Annotated in this window: 13 protein-coding genes and 1 pseudogene; 11 read left to right on the top strand and 3 right to left on the bottom strand. The window is 46.8% G+C overall.

All coding sequences use genetic code 11. The annotated features are described in order from the left end of the window. Nucleotides 1–6 precede the first annotated feature (6 nt). The 3 genes from C2756_RS08325 to ompA all read right to left on the bottom strand — a co-directional run bounded on the left by C2756_RS08325 (nt 7) and on the right by ompA (nt 2,058). Nucleotides 7–687, bottom strand: coding sequence for an HAD family hydrolase (locus C2756_RS08325; RefSeq protein WP_215318565.1), 681 nt, complete (start codon nt 685–687; stop codon nt 7–9). A gap of 8 nt (nt 688–695) precedes the next feature. Next, entirely contained in the window at nt 696–1,385 is a 690-nt protein-coding gene (gene ubiG / locus C2756_RS08320) for a bifunctional 2-polyprenyl-6-hydroxyphenol methylase/3-demethylubiquinol 3-O-methyltransferase UbiG (RefSeq protein WP_215318564.1), read from the bottom strand. Nucleotides 1,386–1,482: 97 nt separating this feature from the next. Beyond that, complete coding sequence (gene ompA, locus C2756_RS08315; RefSeq protein ID WP_215318562.1) at nt 1,483–2,058, bottom strand: outer membrane protein OmpA; 576 nt, start codon at nt 2,056–2,058, stop codon at nt 1,483–1,485. A 160-nt stretch (nt 2,059–2,218) separates the two neighbouring features. On the opposite strand from ompA, the gene gyrA reads away from it, so the two are divergent. The 11 genes and pseudogenes from gyrA (at nt 2,219) to C2756_RS08260 (ending at nt 16,142) form a co-directional block, all read left to right on the top strand. Next, nucleotides 2,219–4,927, top strand: coding sequence for a DNA gyrase subunit A (gene gyrA, locus C2756_RS08310; protein WP_215318559.1), 2,709 nt, complete (start codon nt 2,219–2,221; stop codon nt 4,925–4,927). 26 nt (nt 4,928–4,953) lie between these two features. Further along, nucleotides 4,954–6,051 carry a 3-phosphoserine/phosphohydroxythreonine transaminase gene (gene serC, locus C2756_RS08305; RefSeq protein WP_215318558.1) on the top strand — a complete coding sequence of 366 codons (1,098 nt, stop codon included), beginning with the start codon at nt 4,954–4,956 and terminating at the stop codon, nt 6,049–6,051. Next, a complete protein-coding gene (pheA, locus tag C2756_RS08300) occupies nt 6,051–7,130 on the top strand; it encodes a prephenate dehydratase (RefSeq protein ID WP_215318556.1) in 1,080 nt (359 codons plus the stop codon). Before serC ends, pheA begins: the two co-directional genes overlap by 1 nt. 49 nt (nt 7,131–7,179) lie before the next feature. Continuing rightward, complete coding sequence (gene hisC, locus C2756_RS08295) at nt 7,180–8,298, top strand: histidinol-phosphate transaminase (protein WP_215318554.1); 1,119 nt, start codon at nt 7,180–7,182, stop codon at nt 8,296–8,298. A gap of 28 nt (nt 8,299–8,326) precedes the next feature. Beyond that, nucleotides 8,327–9,211, top strand: a complete 885-nt coding sequence (locus C2756_RS08290; protein WP_215318552.1) for a prephenate dehydrogenase/arogenate dehydrogenase family protein — start codon at nt 8,327–8,329, stop codon at nt 9,209–9,211. A 5-nt stretch (nt 9,212–9,216) separates the two neighbouring features. Further along, nucleotides 9,217–10,536, top strand: a complete 1,320-nt coding sequence (gene aroA / locus C2756_RS08285) for a 3-phosphoshikimate 1-carboxyvinyltransferase (protein ID WP_215320917.1) — start codon at nt 9,217–9,219, stop codon at nt 10,534–10,536. Between the two features lie 15 nt (nt 10,537–10,551). Continuing rightward, a complete protein-coding gene (cmk, locus tag C2756_RS08280; protein ID WP_215318550.1) occupies nt 10,552–11,214 on the top strand; it encodes a (d)CMP kinase in 663 nt (220 codons plus the stop codon). Between the two features lie 146 nt (nt 11,215–11,360). After that, nucleotides 11,361–13,034, top strand: coding sequence for a 30S ribosomal protein S1 (gene rpsA / locus C2756_RS08275; RefSeq protein ID WP_215295463.1), 1,674 nt, complete (start codon nt 11,361–11,363; stop codon nt 13,032–13,034). A gap of 52 nt (nt 13,035–13,086) precedes the next feature. Next, nucleotides 13,087–13,425: pseudogene (locus tag C2756_RS08270) on the top strand (integration host factor subunit beta); the annotation flags it as partial. Between the two features lie 66 nt (nt 13,426–13,491). Beyond that, nucleotides 13,492–14,703, top strand: a complete 1,212-nt coding sequence (lapB, locus tag C2756_RS08265; protein ID WP_215318545.1) for a lipopolysaccharide assembly protein LapB — start codon at nt 13,492–13,494, stop codon at nt 14,701–14,703. 74 nt (nt 14,704–14,777) lie between these two features. Then, nucleotides 14,778–16,142 (top strand): UDP-glucose/GDP-mannose dehydrogenase family protein, encoded by a 1,365-nt coding sequence (locus C2756_RS08260; RefSeq protein WP_215318543.1) that lies wholly within the window; start codon nt 14,778–14,780, stop codon nt 16,140–16,142. The last annotated feature ends 17 nt before the right edge of the window (nt 16,143–16,159 follow it).

The raw sequence follows: 16,159 nt of genomic DNA, 5'->3' as shown, positions 1-16,159 counted from the left end.
TTTGACTTAACCCTGATTGGGGAAGATGATTTTTAATAGTTCGAGTGGGGTATTGATGATGAAGTCTGCGCCCCAGGCCTCAGGAGGCTCTTTGCAGCCACAATAGCCATAGGCAGCCGCAACGGTTTGCATGCCCGCTGCTTTGCCTGCAATCACATCCCGAATATCATCGCCAATATAAATAGATTTTGCAGGGTCAATACTGGCGATTCTTGCAGCATGCAATATCGGCTCAGGGTGCGGTTTTGCATGCGCTGTAGTGTCACCCGAGACTGTCGATATGGCCCTTTGACGTAGACCCATTTGTTCAGTAATGGGCCCAGTAAATCGTTCATGTTTGTTGGTAACAATTCCCCAAGGAATGCTGGCGGCTTCGAGTTGATCTAACACCTGACTGATCCCATCAAATAAAGTGCTATTCACCATCAGCGCATTTTCGTAATTACTTAAAAATTCATCTCGCAAAGAGAGGTAATCGGGGTGATCAGGGCTCATTCCGAATGCACCTTCAATTAGCCCGCGGGCACCAGCAGAGGCATAAGGGCGAAGCAGTTCATATGGTTTTAGCGATGCCTTGCGCGTTAGGACGAGTTGATTCACTGCAGCCACCAAGTCGGGCGCAGTATCTGCGAGAGTGCCGTCTAGATCAAAGAAGACTCCCTCGTAAGGACTCGATAAGTGATTCACGCTCTGAATCACTTTCGCACTGCAATCATATAGTTCACATCTACATCATCATTCAAGCTATAGACTTGTGTGAGCGGGTTGTAAGTCATACCCTTCATGCCAAGCATCTCCAAGCCTGCCTGTCGTGTAAAAGCGACCAACTCAGATGGCTTAATAAATTTAGCGTATTCGTGAGTACCTTTAGGCAGTAGTTTGAGGATGTACTCTGCGCCAATAATGGCAAATAAGTAGGACTTCGGATTGCGATTGAGAGTACTGAAAAATAATGTGCCACCAGGTTTACAGAGTTTGGCACAAGCACGTACTACGGAAGCTGGGTCTGGAACGTGTTCGAGCATTTCCATACAAGTAACAACATCGTATTGCTCAGGATGCTCTTCAGCCAAGGCTTCTGCTGAGATAGAGCGATAGGTGAGCTTAGCGCCCACTTCTAATGCGTGTAGCTCCGCAACCTTTAATGCCTTTTCAGATAAATCGATACCAGTAGTATCGGCGCCTGATTGTGCAATTGATTCCGCCAAAATGCCACCACCACAACCAATATCGACTACCTTCTTACCCTCAAGATTCACGATGGATTGAATCCAATTGAGGCGTAATGGATTGATTGCGTGCAAGGGTTTGAATTCGCTATTGGGATCCCACCAACGATGGGCTAGGGCGCTAAATTTAGCGATTTCAGATTGATCGACGTTCATATTGGGTTCGTTAAGTGTGAGACTGTTTGTGAAATTTATGAATATAGTGGAAATAAAAAAGCCCGCTAGAAGCGGGCTTTTTTACAAGTAAAAAGAATTACTTAGCAGCTGTACCAACAACTTCGATGTCAGTACGGCGGTTCTTGGCGCGACCTTCTTCAGTTGCATTGCTTGCAACTGGATTGCTCTTACCTTTTGATTCTGTGTAGATACGGCTACCGTCAACACCCTTGCTTACCAAGTATGCTTTAACGGATTGCGCACGACGCTGACCGAGGGCCATGTTGTATGCATCTGAACCAACGCTATCAGTGTTACCAACAGCGATAATTACTTCTAACTTGATCTTGCCCAAATCTCTAGCGATCTTGTCCAAAGTTGCTTTGCCTTCTGGCTTCAAATCAGACTTGTTGAAGTTATACAGTGTGTCAGCTTGCAAAGTAATCTTGCTTTGGCTAACGCCAGAAGCAGCAGCAGCACGAGCAGCAGTCAAAGCACCGTCGCAACCTTTAGCAGCAGTTGCAGGAGTCCAGCTGTTGTCACGCCAGCACAATGCGCCGTCGCCGTTTTTCCAGTTCAAGCCAGAGCCGTTTTCCCAGTTATCAGAAGCCATAGCTGCAGAAGCAGACACGGTAACAACAGAAGCCAGCAACACTCTTAGGGTTTTGTTCATTTTTAGTCCTCAAAAATCTCTTTTTTAATTAAAGTCAAACTTAAATGTAATTCGCCCTACTTTGAAGCAAAAAACCGCAAAGCGACACATCTCAATTTCGTACAAACTGACAGAATCTTAGCATGGCGCCCCTCTGTCATCAAAATGATATTATTTCTAGATGGAACAAGCCGCTAAAGAAACACTACCAATATCCCTAGAAGACGAAATGCGGCGGTCCTATTTGGACTACGCAATGAGCGTCATTGTCGGCAGAGCCTTGCCAGACGTGCGTGATGGCCTCAAACCGGTTCACCGCCGGGTCTTATTCGCAATGTATGAATTAAACAACGATTGGAACCGGGCTTACAAAAAATCTGCCCGTATAGTTGGCGATGTGATCGGTAAATACCATCCGCACGGTGATTCTGCGGTGTATGACACCATCGTTCGGATGGCCCAGGATTTCTCTTTGCGCTATATGCTGGTTGACGGCCAGGGTAACTTTGGCTCCGTAGACGGCGATAACGCTGCTGCAATGCGGTATACGGAGATCCGTCTGCGCAAGATAGCTCATGAGCTTTTGGCAGATTTGGACAAGGAAACCGTCGATTTTGGGCCAAATTACGATGGTAGCGAGAAAGAACCCCTGATTCTTCCTGCAAAAGTGCCTAATTTATTGATTAACGGCAGTTCAGGCATTGCGGTGGGCATGGCAACTAATATCCCCCCTCACAACCTGGATGAGGTGATTTCAGCCTGTCTACACGTTCTTCACAACCCTGAATGCTCAATTGATGAGCTGATTGAGATCATTCCAGCTCCTGATTTTCCAACCGCCGGCATCATTTACGGGGTTCAGGGCGTTCGTGAGGGTTATCGCACCGGCCGTGGACGTGTAGTGATGAGAGCGAAGACTCACTTCGAAGACCTAGATAAAGGTGCACGCCAAGCCATCATCGTTGATGAGTTGCCATATCAGGTGAATAAAAAGAACTTACTCGAGCGTATTGCTGAGTTGGTGAATGAGAAAAAAGTAGAAGGTATCTCTGATTTGCGTGACGAGTCGGATAAATCCGGTATGCGTGTTGTGATTGAACTCAAGCGCGGTGAAGTGCCTGAAGTCGTTCTCAATAATTTGTACAAGAGCACACAACTGCAAGATAACTTCGGTATGAACATGGTGGCATTGGTAGATAACCAACCACGCTTGTTGAACTTGAAGCAAATGCTGGAGTACTTCTTACAACACCGTCGCGAAGTGGTGACACGTCGCACCATTTTTGAATTGCGCAAAGCACGCGAGCGTGGCCACGTCTTAGAAGGTCTCGCGGTTGCATTAGCAAATATCGACGAATTCATTGCGATTATTAAAGCTGCTGCAAATCCTGTGATTGCGAAGCAAGAGTTGATGGGTAAGGCTTGGGATTCATCGATGGTGCGTGAGATGTTAGCGCGCGCTGAGACGGATACACCGGGCGGTCGTAACGCTTATCGCCCAGAAGGTTTGTTGCCCGAGTACGGTATGCAAACGACTGGCTTGTATCGCCTGTCAGATAGCCAAGCGCAAGAAATTTTGCAGATGCGTTTGCAACGCTTGACTGGTCTTGAGCAAGACAAGATTGTGAATGAATACAAAGAAGTCATGGCAGAGATTTCTGACTTGCTCGATTTGTTGGCCAAACCAGAGCGCGTTACTTCTGTAATTGAGACTGAATTAAAAGAAGTCCAAGCAGAGTTTGGCAAAGCTGGCGGTGATAGTGGTCGTCGTTCATTTATTGAAATGAATGCAACCGAACTCTTCACAGAAGATTTAATTACTCCACAAGATATGGTGGTCACGCTTTCGCATACTGGTTATATGAAGAGTCAACCTCTCAGCGAATACCGCGCACAAAAACGTGGCGGTCGTGGCAAGCAAGCTGCAGCTACTAAAGATGAAGATTGGATTGATACTTTATTCGTAGCGAATACACACGATACGATTCTGTGCTTCTCGGATCGTGGTCGCATGTACTGGCTCAAGGTGTGGGAAGTTCCGCAAGGAAGTCGCACCTCTCGTGGTAAGCCTATCGTCAACATGTTCCCATTGATTGAAGGTGAGAAGATCACCGTGATTCTTCCAATCAAAGGCTATCAAGATGATCAATACGTCTTCATGGCTACTAGTTTGGGTACCGTGAAGAAGACCCGTTTGTCTGACTTCTCTAATCCACGTAAGGCCGGCATTATTGCGGTCGATCTCAATGAGAACGACTTCTTAGTTGGCGCAGCGATTACTGATGGTCAGCATGATGTGATGTTGTTCTCTGACGCTGGCAAGGCGGTACGCTTTGATGAGAATGATGTGCGTCCAATGGGCCGTACTGCACGTGGTGTGCGTGGTATGAACTTAGGTGAAGATCATCAGGTTATTGCTATGCTGGTTGCTCCAGCAGAGGCTGCTGAGGGTACTGAAGCGGTAGTTGTTGATACGAATGACATGGCGATTCCAAGTAGCGTCTTAACTGCTACTGAGAATGGTTATGGCAAGCGAACTCCAATCGCTGAATACACTCGTCATGGTCGCGGTACCAAGGGCATGATTGCGATTCAGACAACCGAACGTAACGGTAAGGTTGTTGCAGCGGCATTGGTATCACCGGAAGATCAAATTATGTTGATCACCACTGGGGGCGTCTTGGTTCGTACTCGGGTATCTGAAATTCGGGAGATGGGTCGCGCTACGCAAGGCGTGACTTTGATCAATGTGGATGAAGGTACTCGTTTATCTGGTTTGCAACGCATTGCTGAGAGCGATTCGGACGATGATGTTGATGATGCAGCAGAAGTTGATGTATCTGTAGATCCAGCAACTGATGCCAATTCTGATGCGGCAGGTGACGCTTAAGGCGTCATCACAAGACTAGTAACACTATGACTTTTGACCGCCGCATTTTCAATTTCGCTGCGGGGCCCGCTACTTTACCCGAAGAGGTGTTAAAGCAAGCGGCTGATGAAATGCTCAATTGGCGTGGACTGGGCACCAGTGTGATGGAAATCAGCCATCGCAGTAAAGAGTTCATGGAAGTGTATGAAGAGGTGTTGCGAGATTTGCGTACCTTGATGAATATTCCAGATGCTTACGAAATCTTGTTATTACAAGGTGGTGGACTCGGCCAAAACGCAGCCATCCCAATGAACCTCATGCCTCTGGCCAAGAATGGTCCAAAGGCGGATTACATCGTTACTGGCATATGGTCAGAAAAATCCTATAAAGAAGCCCAGAAGTACGGCATAGCCAATCTGGCTGCAACATCTGCTGCAGAAAAGTTCAATACGATTCCTTTAAGAAGTACTTGGAATCTATCGAATGATGCTGCTTATGTTCTTTACTGTGCTAACGAAACCATTGGTGGTGTTGAGTTTTCAGATGTGCCGGATGTTGGTAGCACTCCTCTCGTTGCCGATATTTCTAGCAACATTCTCTCTAAAGAGATGGATATCAATCGGTGTGCTGTATGGTTTGCTGGAGCCCAAAAGAATATCGGTCCTTCCGGGGTCACCATCGTGATCATCCGTAAAGACTTAATCGGACACAGCATGAGTATTACTCCAACGATCTGGGATTGGGCTATTCAAGCTAATACCCAATCTATGATTAATACTCCGCCGACATTCTCGATTTACATGGCTGGTTTAGGCTTTAAGTGGTTGTTAAAGCAAGGTGGCGTGAAGGTAATTGAGAAGCGTAATCAAGAAAAGGCTGAATTGCTCTACAACTTCTTAGATCAAAGCAGTCTGTATGAAAACCGCGTCACCAAAGAATACCGTTCACGGATGAACGTGACTTTCTTCTTAAAAGATGAGAACCTGAACGCAGAGTTTTTGGCGCAGTCTAATGCTGCTGGTTTGGTTGCTTTGCGAGGCCACAAAGCCGCTGGTGGTATGCGCGCTAGTATTTACAATGCAATGCCCATTGAAGGTGTAAAAGCCTTGATTGAATTTATGCGCGATTTTGAAAGGCGGGCTTAATGAGTACTGAAGAACAGCGCTTAGCTCCCTTGCGGGAAAAAATTGATTCGCTCGATGCGCAGATTTTAGATTTACTGACTCAGCGTGCTAAAGCTGCACAAGAGGTTGGTCATGTCAAAGGTGGCTTCTCCTCTCCAGTCTTTCGTCCTGAGCGTGAGCGTCAGGTGGTTGCTCGTTTACAGGAGATCAATCAGGGTCCTTTGCTTGCAGATGGTATTGCTGCCATCTGGCGTGAAGTGATGTCTGCCTGCAGAGCGCTAGAGGCACGCCAAACGATTGCTTACCTTGGACCAGTCGGAACTTTTTCAGAGCAAGCAGCGCAGACCTACTTCGGTCATTCGATTGCTGCTTTGCCTTGCGCAAGTTTGGATGAAGTTTTTAAAGTGGTTGAGAAGGGCGCAGCGCAATTTGGCGTTGTTCCAGTCGAGAACTCGAGCGAAGGTGCGATCTCTCGCACACTAGATTTACTATTGGATTCATCGATGCGTATTAGTGGCGAAGTGGTATTGCCCATTCGTCATCATTTACTAACCAAGAGTGGTAATTTAGATGGCGTCACAACCGTTTGTGCTCATGCACAAGCATTGGCACAGTGCCAGCAATGGTTGAGTGTGCATGCTCCAAAACTCAAACGACAAGCCGTGAGCAGCAATGCAGAAGCTGCTCGCTTGGCCGCCGCTGATCCAAGCGTGGCCGCTATTGCTGGCGATCCAGCTCAGGAGGCTTATGGTCTGCAGGCAGTTGCTGCACAAATTCAGGACGATCCGCATAACCGTACCCGTTTTGTAGTGGTGGGTAACTATGCGTGTCAGCCAACTGGTAAAGACCAAACGTCTTTAGTGCTCTCTGTGGATAATCAACCGGGTGCTGTACATCGCTTATTGGCGCCTTTAGCAAAACATGGTGTATCCATGAATCGTTTTGAATCTCGCCCGGCACGCAAGGGCACTTGGGAATATCACTTCTATATTGATATCGCTGGCCATGCCGATGATGCAAAGGTAATCAAAGCTTTGGATGAGCTCAAGGGTGTTGCGGCTTTTTACAAGAACCTCGGCTCTTACCCACATTCTGCTTAATCGAGTTAAAGATTCAGCGCAAATTTAGTAAACACATTATTAAATCCAAATGACTTCTAAGATTGGTCTAAAACACATTCATGCCATTGCACCTTACGTTGGCGGGCGTCCCATCAGCGAGGTTGCACGTGAATATGGCTTAGATGAAAACAAGATTGTGAAGTTGGCTTCCAATGAAAATCCATTGGGTATGCCCAAGTCTGCGCAAGATGCAATGCTTAAGGCAGCAAGCGATTTAGGTCGTTACCCAGATTCCAATGGCTTTGAGTTAAAAAATGTTCTTGCTGCCTCCTTGGGTGTGCCAAGCGATTGGATTACTCTAGGTAATGGTAGTAACGACATTTTAGAGTTGGCTGCCCGCGCAGTTGCGCAAACTGGTGATGAGGTGATCTTCTCTAAACATGCATTTGCGGTTTATCCCCTAGCTACGCAAGCTGTTGGTGCCAAGGCGGTAGAGGTGTCGGCAACTACTACTTATGGGCACGATCTGCCAGCGATGTTAGCTGCAGTGAAAGCAGCTGGTGATAAAGCGAAGCTAGTGTTTGTGGCTAATCCAAATAATCCTACAGGTAGTTATCTCAGTGCAAAAGACATTGAAGACTTCTTGATGGCTGTGCCATCACATGTAGTCGTAGTATTGGATGAGGCCTATAACGAGTATTTAACACCTGAGCAGCGGTATGACGCTATTGCTTGGGTGAAGCGTTTCCCCAATATGATTTTGTCTCGCAGTTTCTCCAAGGCATATGGCCTTGCAGGCCTACGGATTGGTTATGGCGTTGCCCAACCCCATTTAACCGACTTGCTTAACCGCATTCGTCAACCGTTTAATGTCAATAGTTTGGCGCAGGCTGCAGCGATTGCCGCGTTTCAAGACAAAGCATTTCTGCAAGAAGGTTTTGAGCTCAATTGCGCCGGTTACGAACAACTGACTAAAGCATTCGATCAACTGGGTCTTCAGTATTTGCCTTCTGCTGGCAACTTTGTCTTAGTGAAAGTGGGTGATGACGATCAAGCTGGCGCTCGCATCAATTTGGAATTACTCAAGCGAGGCATCATTGTTCGCCCAGTAGGTAACTATGGTTTGCCACAATGGCTGCGTATCTCCATCGGATTGCCAGAAGAAAATGCGGCATTTATTAATGCCTTAAAAGCGATCCTGAAGTGATAGCAAAAATCAGAATTTAAAAATACTAATGACCATCATCAATCCTGCAAGTAATTACGGCACCGTCACCATTGTTGGAGTTGGCTTGATAGGTGCTTCATTAGGATTGGCGCTAAAAAAAGCTGGTGTGGTTACCAGAGTCTTAGGTGTCGGTCGCAGTAAAGAAAATATAGATCAAGCGCTGAAGATGGGTGCGATCGACAGCGTGGTGGATTTAGTTGAAGCAGCCAAGCAGTCTGATGTGATTGTGCTTTGTGTTCCAGTAGCGCAAATGCGCGCAGCGTTTGAATTGATGGAGCCTCATCTTGAGCCCCGCACGATGGTTACCGATGCCGGCAGCACTAAAGGCGATGTGATTCTGGCTGCTAAAGAAGTATTAGGGAAAAAGGCGTGTCAGTTTGTACCAGCCCATCCCATTGCAGGTGGTGCTCAGCATGGTGCTAGCGCTGCCAAGGCAGATTTATTCAAAGGCAGGCAAACCATCATTTGCCCTCTACAAGAAAACTCTCCCGAAGATACTGCCTTGATCACCGGCTTTTGGGAGTCCGTTGGTTCCGAAGTGAAAAAGATTGGTGTTGTACAGCACGATGCCATTTATGCAGCTGTTTCTCACTTGCCACACCTCTTGTCTTATGCCTTGATGGCAAGCGTATTGAATTCTGAGGATGCAGATCAAAAATTGGGTCATGTTGGCGCAGGCTTTAAAGACTTCACGCGCATTGCAGCTTCTAGCCCAGAGATGTGGCGAGATATTTGCTTGGGTAATCGCACTGCTATTTTGAAAGAGTTGGATCAGTATTTATTGATCGTCAATCATATGCGCAAGTTGATTTCTGAAAATGATGGTGCTGGTCTAGAAAAATTATTTAATAAGGCGAGCAAAGCCCGTCAAGATTTGGATGCTATTGAATGAGTGGTTTGCCTGATATTAATATTGGCCCATTCAAGCAAGCACAAGGTTCGATTGTGTTGCCAGGCTCTAAGAGTATTTCAAATCGCGCCTTATTGTTGGCAGCGCTTTCTACCGGCACAACTACGCTCAAGAATTTGTTGGATGCGGACGATACGCAAGTGATGCGTAATGCCTTGCGTCAGCTTGGCCTGTCTGTCACTGATCAGGCTGATAAGGTTTGCGTGGTGGAAGGCTGTGGTGGCAAATTTCCAGTGCGCGATGCCGACCTCTTTATGGGTAATGCTGGTACAGCAATACGCCCTTTAACAGCGGCGCTAGCGATGCAAGGTGGTAACTATCGCTTATCTGGTGTTGCACGGATGCATGAAAGACCCATTCGAGATTTAGTAGATGGTTTGCGTCAAATGGGCGCGAAGATTGAATACGAATTACAAGAAGGCTATCCCCCAATCAAAATCTTGGCGGCGGATATTCAGATTAAAGATGTTGTGAAGGTGCGCGGTGATGTTTCAAGTCAGTTCTTGACGGCATTATTGATGGCTTTACCTTTGGTAGCGAGCCAGCCTGTCCGAATTGAAGTCGTTGGCGAACTGATCTCCCGTCCATATATTGATATCACCTTAAAACTCATGGCGCGCTTCGGTGTGATTGTTGCTTGTCCAAATCCACAATCATTTGTCATTCCCGCAAAAACGTCTGATGCGGTGTATCAAAGTCCAGGTCAATTATCTGTTGAAGGGGATGCTTCCTCTGCTTCTTACTTCCTGGCCCTTGGTGCCATTGGTGGCGGACCTGTGCGAGTACTGGGCGTGGGTAAAGAGAGTATTCAAGGGGATGTTGCTTTTGCGGATGCGCTGGCTTTGATGGGTGCCAATATTACCGCTGGTGAAGATTGGATTGAGGTCGCTGGCGTTAAAAATGCAAACGGCAAGCTCAATGGCATCACGATGGATTGCACTGAGATTCCAGATGCTGCAATGACTTTGGCGGTAGCTGCATTATTTGCAGCAGGCCCCACTCGTTTAAATAGCATTGCCAGTTGGCGTGTCAAAGAAACCGATCGCATCGCCGCGATGGCAAAAGAATTAAAAAAGCTTGGTGCAATTGTTGAAGAAGGCGCTGACTACATTGTTGTTCAGGCGCCAGCATCATCAAATGATTGGAAGTCACCCACCGAAGGTGTTGATACCTACGATGACCATCGGATGGCGATGTGTTTCTCGCTTGCGGCGTTTGGTCCAAACGCGCTCAAGATTAATGACCCTAATTGTGTAGCCAAAACTTTTCCTACTTACTTCGCTGAATTTGCGAAAGTAGTCAGTTAATTCAAGATTGATTTTATGAGCAATTACCCAGTCATCGCGATCGATGGGCCTACTGCCTCAGGTAAGGGCACGGTTGCTGCTTTGGTGGCAGAAACGTTAGGCTTTCATTATTTGGATAGCGGGGCCTTGTATCGCCTAGTTGCCTTGGCGAGTGAACAACAGGGGATAGACGTTAAAAATGGCCCTGAATTAGGCCTTTTAGTCCCTAAGTTATTGATTTCATTTAAAAATGGGCAAATTTTCTTGAATGGTGAGGGTGTGACGGACGCCATTCGTACCGAAAGTATCGGTTTGAGGGCTTCCGCTGTGGCTATTCATCCTGAGGTCAGATCAGCTTTGGTGGGTCTGCAGCGCAGTTTTCGCCAGGCTCCTGGTCTAGTGGCGGATGGTAGAGATATGGCCAGCGTCATATTCCCGGATGCAGTTTTGAAGGTTTTTTTGACTGCTACTGCCGCTGCCAGAGCGGAACGTCGCTATAAGCAATTGATAGCTAAGGGAATTTCTGCTAAACTTTCTGACTTACTGCAGGATTTGCAGGAGCGCGATGCCCGGGATAGTAGTCGAGGTACCGCACCCTTGCTAGTTGCAGATGGTGCAAAAGTGCTTGAAACGTCAGATTTATCGATAGATCAAGCGGTTAAGACGGTTTTAGATTGGTATCAATCTGCGATTGCTTAGCTTTGTAAGCAGTAAAAGTAGTGAGAAGTAAGTAGTAGTTTTGGCGTCTTGAGAAACTCCACAACGCGATTATTTCATTAGCGTGTTTCTTTAAGGCTTTTTTAACCTAACCCGTCGGGCCTTCTGACGGCACAAAGTGAATACACATGTCTGAATCATTTGCAGAATTATTTGAAGAATCATTAACCCGCTCGAATATGAAGACCGGCCAAGTTATTTCGGCTGAAGTTCTTCGCATCGACCATAACTTCGTCGTTGTTAACGCTGGCTTAAAGTCTGAAGCGTTTATTCCTGTTGAAGAATTCCATAACGACGCTGGCGAGATTGAAGTAGCTCCTGGCGATTTCGTTTCTGTTGCTATTGACGCACTCGAAAACGGCTATGGCGACACCATCCTCTCTCGTGACAAGGCTAAGCGTCTTGCATCATGGTTGAACTTAGAAAAAGCGCTTGAGCAAGCTGAGATCGTTACCGGTACTGTTACTGGTAAGGTTAAGGGTGGCTTGACTGTGATGGTGAACGGTATCCGCGCATTCTTGCCTGGATCACTCGTTGATACACGTCCAATTAAAGACACTAGCCCTTACGAGGGCAAGACCATGGAGTTCAAAGTTATCAAGCTTGACCGTAAGCGTAACAACGTTGTGTTATCACGTCGTGCGGTGGTTGAAGCGAGCCAAGGTGAAGAGCGTGCTAAGTTGATGTCTAACTTAAAAGAAGGTTCAGTAGTTACTGGCCTCGTGAAGAACATTACGGATTACGGCGCATTCGTTGACCTCGGTGGCATCGATGGCCTCTTGCACATTACCGATTTGGCATGGCGTCGCGTGCGTCACCCAAGCGAGATGTTGACCGTTGGTCAAGAAGTTACCGCAAAGATCTTGAAGTTCGATCAAGAGAAGAACCGTGTTTCACTTGGCGTGAAGCAGCTTGGTGATGATCCATGGGTTGGTATAGCGCGTCGTTACCCACCAAATACCCGTTTATTTGGCAAAGTTACTAACTTGACTGATTACGGCGCATTCGTAGAAATCGAATCTGGTATCGAAGGTTTGGTACACGTTTCTGAAATGGATTGGACCAACAAGAACGTTGCTCCAAGCAAAGCAACTGCATTGGGTACCGAAGTTGAAGTCATGGTTCTCGATATCGATGAAGACAAGCGTCGTATTAGCTTGGGCATCAAGCAGTGCAAAGCAAATCCATGGGAAGAGTTTGCACGTTCACAACAAAAAGGCGACAAGCTTTCTGGCGCAATCAAGTCTATTACCGACTTTGGCGTGTTCATTGGCTTGCCTGGCGGTATCGACGGTTTAGTTCACCTCTCAGACCTCTCATGGAATGAGCCAGGCGAAGAAGCTGTTAAGAAATACAAAAAAGGTGATGAAGTTGAAGCCACCGTATTGGCAATTGATGTTGAGAAAGAGCGTATCTCTCTCGGTATCAAGCAATTGTCTGGTGACCCATTTAACAACTACACCTCTGTGAATGACAAAGGCGCTTTAGTCACTGGCACTGTCAAGGCCGTGGATGCTAAAGGTGCAACCATTCACTTAGCTGATGAAGTGGAAGCTTATTTGCGCGCTTCTGAGATCTCAACAGATCGTGTTGAGGATGCACGCAATGTCTTGAAAGAAGGCGATAGCGTTACTGCAATGATCATTAATATTGATCGTAAGTCACGTGCCATCAATCTTTCAATCAAGGCAAAAGACAGCTCTGATCAACAAGATGCAATGAACAAGCTCCAAGGTGATGCGCAGTCTGGCACAACCAATTTGGGTGCTTTGTTGAAAGCAAAAATGGACAATCAAGGCTAAATCAATATCGCCGCTTTCCATGAGGAGGGCGGCGGTTTTTTATTGATAGATCATGACAGATCAAGAGCAACAAGCAATTACCCGCTCCGAACTCGTGGAAAGCCTTGCGGAACAGTTCCCGCAGCTTCTGCCTAGGGATGTGGAGTTGGCAGTAAAAACATTGTTGGACACAATGACTCAAGCCTTGGCTGAGGGTAAGCGTATTGAGTTACGCGGTGTGGGAAGTTTTGTACTTCATCATCGCCCAGCACGTACTGGTCGTAATCCAAAGTCTGGCGAGAAGGTATTGATTCCAGAAAAACGCGTTCCGCACTTTAAGCCTGGCAAAGAGTTGCGTGAGCGAGTAGATTACAAGCCATTAAAACAGGCGGGCCCCAAAGAGGGTTCTGGTGCCTAGTATTCTGGCTCATCCTCAGTGGTCCATACGGACCATTTTTTTATTTAGATTCTGTACGCCATGATTCAGATGGCGACATCTTGGTTATTGCTTCTGCCTGTGATGTTTGGCATTGGCTGGTTAGCATCGCGTTGGGATTTGCGCCTTGAGAATCGCATGGATGAGCGTGAGCGGATGCTGCAGCAGCGTTCTACCTTTAAGGGTTTAAGTCTCCTACTGAATGAGCAGCCCGATCAAGCGATTGAAACATTGGTGAAGATTGCGCAATTAGATCCTGAAACGGTGGAATTGCATTTTTCACTGGGCAATTTATTTCGTCGGCGCGGTGAAACTGAGCGAGCCATCAAAGTTCATCAACATTTAGCCAATCGGGATGATTTAAAGCCCCGCGATCGTGATCACGCTGCCTATGAGTTGGGGCGCGACTTCTTGCGTGCAGGCTTACTGGATCGCGCTGAGGCATCACTCAATCGTGTTGGTGATGGTAAGTTTGCGGTCCCTGCCAAGGAAAGTCTTTTAGAGATGTATCAAGTAGAGCGTGATTGGAAAAAAGCTATCATCGCCGCTACTGAGCTTGAGGGCTTGCAAGGTAAATCGCATCAAACTGAGATTGCTCAGTTCCATTGCGAACTGGGGCAAGACGCCTTGCGTCGTAAAGACCTCACTGATAGTAAGCAGTCGATTGAGCGCGCTCTACAAGCTGTGCCTAATCACGCTCGTGCTTTGATATTGCAGGGCGATTACTTAATGGCCTTAGAGCGTCTAGCGCAAGCTATTGAAGCGTGGAGTTTGGTTGCTGCATCTCATCCTGCCTACATGCATTTATTGGCAGATCGTTGGATGGTGGCACATGCTGCTCTAGGTAAAGAAAACGAGGGGCTTGAGCGCCTCTGTGAATTGCTAAAGACGCAAGCTTCTGGTGAGCTCTTGGATATTGTTCACAAGCAGGTCATGAAAATACGAGGCCCGCAAGCTGCTGATGCGATGTTGTCTGAAGTGATGCAGTATTCACCTAGTTTGAGTGCTTTATCTAAGTTGGCTGAGACCCGTTTAGCCTTGGAGGAGGGTAGCGCCAAACCAGAAAGACTTTCCGAGTTGCAATCCATCCTCAATCTCTTGCGTCAACGCACGACGAGTTTGGCACGCTATACCTGCGGCAATTGTGGTTTCCGTGCCCGGAGATTTTATTGGCAGTGTCCTGGCTGTAATCATTGGGAGGCTTATTCCCCAAGACGTTCTGAAGGTGTCGCACCTAGCGGTCCTTCCATGTAAAGATTAATGGAATCGTCATCAAGTTATAGTTCAATGATGATTGTTCAATAAACATAAGAAAAGTTGGAGCTATTTTGAAAGTTACGATCATAGGCAGTGGTTACGTAGGTTTGGTTACTGGCGCTTGTCTTGCAGAGCAAGGTAACAATATTTTTTGCCTAGACTTGGATCCGAAGAAGATTGAGATCCTCAATTCTGGTGGTGTACCCATTTACGAGCCGGGCTTAAAGGAAATGATTGAGCGCAATCGCGCTGCTGGCCGCCTGCAGTTTTCTACGGATGTCGCTGCTTCTGTAGCTCATGGAGATGTTCAATTTATTGCAGTAGGCACTCCGCCGGATGAGGATGGCTCTGCTGACCTACAGTATGTTGTTGCGGCCGCGCGCAATATTGGTCTTCATATGAGCAGTGCTAAGGTGATTGTTGATAAATCTACGGTACCGGTCGGTACGGCGGATAAAGTATCGGCAGCGATTACAGAAGAGTTAGAGAAAAGAGGTTTGTCTGCTGAACTCTGCTCGGTTGTTTCGAATCCAGAGTTCTTAAAAGAAGGTGCCGCCGTAGAAGACTTTATGCGCCCTGATCGTATTGTGATTGGCACTGAAAATACCCCAGCAGGTTTGCGTGCCAAAGAGCAAATGCGCAAACTCTATGCGCCCTTTAACCGCCATCATGAGCGTACCTATTACATGGACGTCAAAAGTGCAGAATTAACAAAGTATGCTGCTAACGCCATGCTAGCAACTCGCATTTCTTTTATGAATGAATTGGCTAACTTGGCTGATTTGGTTGGTGCGGATATTGAAGCAGTTCGTCAAGGTATTGGTTCTGACTCACGCATTGGCTTTGGTTTCTTATATCCAGGTACTGGTTATGGTGGCTCTTGTTTCCCAAAAGATGTCTCAGCTTTATCTAAGACTGCCAAAGAGCGCGGACGTGATCTCAAGATTTTGGATGCGGTTGAGGCAGTCAATGAGATTCAAAAGTATGTTTTGGTTGAGAAGATTGAAAAGCGCTTCGGTAAAGATCTTTCTAAGATGAAATTTGCTTTATGGGGCCTTGCATTTAAGCCCAATACTGATGACATGCGCGAAGCACCAAGTCGCGTGATCATTCAAGAGTTGGTGAAGCGTGGTGCAACTGTGGTTGCCCATGACCCAGTAGCGATGCCAGAAGCAAAGCATTGCTTAGAGGTGGATTTCAAGGGAAATCCAGAAGGTCTAAAGAAAGTATCAATGGTTGCCGATCCAATGGCTGCTTTAGATGGTTGTGATGCACTCGTGATCGTTACCGAGTGGAAGGCATTCCGCAGTCCAGATTTTGATGCCGTTCTGCAAAAATTAGTTCACCCAATCATATTTGATGGACGTAATCTCTATGAACCACAAGCCATGGATGAGTTAGGTATTGAATACCATGGCATTGGGCGACATAATTGAGCTAAATCAAAAAATAT

Source organism: Polynucleobacter sp. UB-Siik-W21, assembly GCF_018687415.1.
Lineage (GTDB): Bacteria > Pseudomonadota > Gammaproteobacteria > Burkholderiales > Burkholderiaceae > Polynucleobacter.
This window is presented reverse-complemented; position numbering and strand designations above follow the sequence as displayed.

Coding starts and splice junctions, on each gene's coding strand:
- ubiG (WP_215318564.1), bottom strand. CDS start 1,385: ATGAACGTCGATCAATCTGAAATCGCTAAATTTAGCGCCCTAGCCCAT.
- ompA (WP_215318562.1), bottom strand. CDS start 2,058: ATGAACAAAACCCTAAGAGTGTTGCTGGCTTCTGTTGTTACCGTGTCT.
- gyrA (WP_215318559.1), top strand. CDS start 2,219: ATGGAACAAGCCGCTAAAGAAACACTACCAATATCCCTAGAAGACGAA.
- serC (WP_215318558.1), top strand. CDS start 4,954: ATGACTTTTGACCGCCGCATTTTCAATTTCGCTGCGGGGCCCGCTACT.
- pheA (WP_215318556.1), top strand. CDS start 6,051: ATGAGTACTGAAGAACAGCGCTTAGCTCCCTTGCGGGAAAAAATTGAT.
- hisC (WP_215318554.1), top strand. CDS start 7,180: ATGACTTCTAAGATTGGTCTAAAACACATTCATGCCATTGCACCTTAC.
- C2756_RS08290 (WP_215318552.1), top strand. CDS start 8,327: ATGACCATCATCAATCCTGCAAGTAATTACGGCACCGTCACCATTGTT.
- cmk (WP_215318550.1), top strand. CDS start 10,552: ATGAGCAATTACCCAGTCATCGCGATCGATGGGCCTACTGCCTCAGGT.
- rpsA (WP_215295463.1), top strand. CDS start 11,361: ATGTCTGAATCATTTGCAGAATTATTTGAAGAATCATTAACCCGCTCG.
- lapB (WP_215318545.1), top strand. CDS start 13,492: ATGATTCAGATGGCGACATCTTGGTTATTGCTTCTGCCTGTGATGTTT.